The following is a 2,961-nucleotide window of genomic DNA, read 5'->3' as shown; positions in this document are numbered from 1 at the left end:
CGCTTGGTTACCGCGAATCTTTGAATCCAAGCGTTGCTACCCGTTCGCTGTACGGCCAGGAACTCACCACAGCGCCCCCAGGAGCTAGTGGTGCCGGGGTCCACGTCCAGCAGGTAACTTTTTTCGTAGTAACGCTGGCAAAGTGACAGTTCCAATCCAAGCGGTCGGAATTCAAAGCCCGTTGCTGTGCCACCCTCTTCCAATTGCGCTTGAGCAACTTCAAACAATCCTGTCTGTCCAGCCAAAGCGCCGCCGTACAGTGGAGCAGGACCGCAGTAATCCAGCACCACCAACATTCCATCATCGCCGGACGTTCCGATTGTCTTTCCTGCAACGCTAGGCAACGTGACAGTGAAACTGTATCGCTTGAACGCTGTGGTCAGGGTGACCACATTAGGCGCTTCCGTGGAAGTGGTAGTTGATCCGCCAGTGCCGAAGAGCTGTAGCGCGCGCATCCCCATCTTCTTTCCAGCGACGTTGCTGCGCGCCCACACTGATAGCGTTACCGTCTTCCCCGCCAGCGTGCCAGCGCCCTCAACCTTTTGACCCACGTAAGCGGATGAGTTGTTGTTAGGCACGCTGGCAATGTTGTAGCCAAGGAACCTGCGGGAACCTGGGATCTCACCGAACGTCGTGCCGCCGACACCCCAGTTGCCGTTGACGTTGACGAACCCGCAAATCCAGCGGTCCATGGTGTAGATGGCTTCCACGGCGGCACTTGTCCGGGAACCCGTCACGCCGCGCTGAGAGAAGTCGAAGTTGCCGTTGATCAGCAAATTCTTGCCGGGGATGCGGCCGGCGATCGCGGTGTCGACCAGGGCAGGAATGGTGGCCACCGCCTGCTCGAGCTGCTGCTCTGCCTGGGCGACCTTCTCATCGACGTCCTCCAACGCGGTGTCGACTTTCTCCTCGATCTCGGTTTTGAGCTGCTCAACGTCCTCAACGATCGTGCTGATGCTCCCGACCGCCTCGTACAGTTCATCGAAGTTGGCGTTAGCCTTTCCGAATGCCGTCGGGAACGGATCGCCGGTCCACCCCGGGTGCGGGGTGGTGATGTCGATAGTTTGCTTTGCCATTTCTTGCCCTTATGGCTGGTATGTCTGTTCAAAGGTGGCGGCGATCGTGTAGACTTGGCCGCCCTGCCCTGAGTCGCTGTAGCCGTCACATTGGTAGTAACCCGGCCCGCCGAAGGGTGGGGTCCAGAGGAACGATTGGCCGATGTGCGCGACGATGAACGCAACGATCGGTTCCATCTCCGCTTTAGGCCCGCCGAACTTCAGCTGGTACTTGCGCTTGATGGGGTTGATGCCGTCCGGTGACGATTGGGAGTAACCGTCACCGAACACGGTCCGCCGGACATCGCCCGCTGTCTCGCCGCCGCTCTCGCTCAGCGGCTGCCACTTGAAAACGTCGGTCATCCGCCGGTCCTCATGCGATGGAACACGCCGCCAGGGCGCATCTGGTCGGTTGCCCAAGCGTTCGCCATGCCGGTGAAGCTCCGGCGCACATCCTCACCACTGGCCGGCCCGTTGCCATTCGACTGGGTGTTGCTCGATCCGTCGCTGGCGATGTTGAACTCGGTGTTGAACTGGAAGGACGCTGCACCGCCACCGCCCGTCGCTGCCACGCCCAAGCGGCCATCCGAGGTACGCCGTAGCGGCATGATCGCCTCCGGGCCGGCCTCACCGAATACGCCCGCACCCTTGGCAAAGGCGAACATCTGCGGTTTGTCGTAGACGCCACCGGAGTACGCAGACAGGCTCGGCGATACCATCGCCCCGCCCTTCGCAAAGCCGGTGATTTGCGGCCCGAATGCCTGACCGATTGCTTGGATCCCCGCCACGATCGCCTGCTTGGCTGCGATGCGCGTCAGGTCAGCAATGATCGAGTCGGCCATGTCCGAGAAGGAGAATTTCCCGGTCTTGGCAAATCGGACTGCCGCGTCCTCGGCACCCGTGAAGGCATTGACCATCAGGTTCTGGGTCATGCCGGCGGTATTGGCCGCCTCGTCGCGGTAATCCGCCCAGGCAGCGGACGCACCATTCAGCCAATCGGATTGAGCTGCCGCCATGTCGGCGTAGCCATCGCGGATGACGCGCACACGCTCATCGGTTGCCGCCCGGACCTTGGCGATCTCTTCGTCGTACAGGCTAGCGTTTGCGGCGTCCGATGCCTTCTTGAGCGCAAGCTCGGTCAAGCGTTCCGCCTGTTCGCGGTATACCTCGTTTACCCGCTGCTGGATCTGGTACTCGCGCTCACCCGCACCCACGCGATCTACCATCGCCGCCATCTGCTGCCGGAGCGCACGGGTGCTGGCATCCAACGCGGCCTGGTAGCTCACCAGCGCTTCACTCCTCGCAGCCGCCGCCGCACGCTCTTGCGTCGCCAGCGCCTGCAGGCTGGCGGCTCCTTCAAGGCGGACCTTCGCTAGCTGGGCTTCCAACTGTCCGATCTGCCGACCGACCGTGATCCCTTCACGCCCGGTGCTGGACTGCGTCCGGAGGAAGGCGATCTGCTTCTCCAAGGACGCGGCCTCGGCCGCTGTGCCCTGCTGCGACAGCTCACGCATGCGACCGTAATAGGCCTCGGCAGTGATCTGCCGCGCCTGGAACTCGGCCTGGAGGGTCTTCGTACTGGCGGCAATGGACGCCTTCTCTTCGACCAGGTCGTCCTTGTAGCCCTGCAGTCCTGCCGTCCTGGACGCACCAGCAGTGGAACCGCCCTTGGGCTTTTCCTTGTACTTCTCCCGGATCGCCTCGATGGCCTTCTGCTTCCGCTCCTCTAAGCCAGCCACCGCCGAGACGAGGCCAGCGGCCTTGGCCTTCTCGATCGCGATGTTCGATTCGGTTTCAACCTTGGCGATCGCGCGCCGCTTTTTCTCCTCCTTGGTCGCGCCGTCATCGATGATCTTGTCCAGGGCGGCGGCGGTGGTGACCGCTGCCGACTGAGCGCTCTTGATTC

Annotated in this window: 3 protein-coding genes; all 3 read right to left on the bottom strand. The window is 62.2% G+C overall.

The features are described 5' to 3' along the window. Window positions 1-1,076: hypothetical protein (locus ACXJKH_RS17855; RefSeq protein ID WP_457321337.1), on the bottom strand; the 1,076-nt coding region annotated here is incomplete at its 3' end. A 9-nt stretch (window positions 1,077-1,085) separates the two neighbouring features. Then, window positions 1,086-1,418 (bottom strand): phage tail protein, encoded by a 333-nt coding sequence (locus ACXJKH_RS17850; protein WP_457321335.1) that lies wholly within the window; start codon window positions 1,416-1,418, stop codon window positions 1,086-1,088. Continuing rightward, a partial coding sequence (locus tag ACXJKH_RS17845) for a phage tail tape measure protein (protein ID WP_457321333.1) occupies window positions 1,415-2,961 on the bottom strand: 1,547 nt, incomplete at its 5' end. The genes ACXJKH_RS17845 and ACXJKH_RS17850, both read right to left, overlap by 4 nt.

This window comes from Stenotrophomonas sp. P5_B8 (assembly GCF_054049855.1).
The sequence above is the reverse complement of the archived record's forward strand: the minus strand, read 5'-3'. Positions and strand labels throughout refer to the sequence as shown.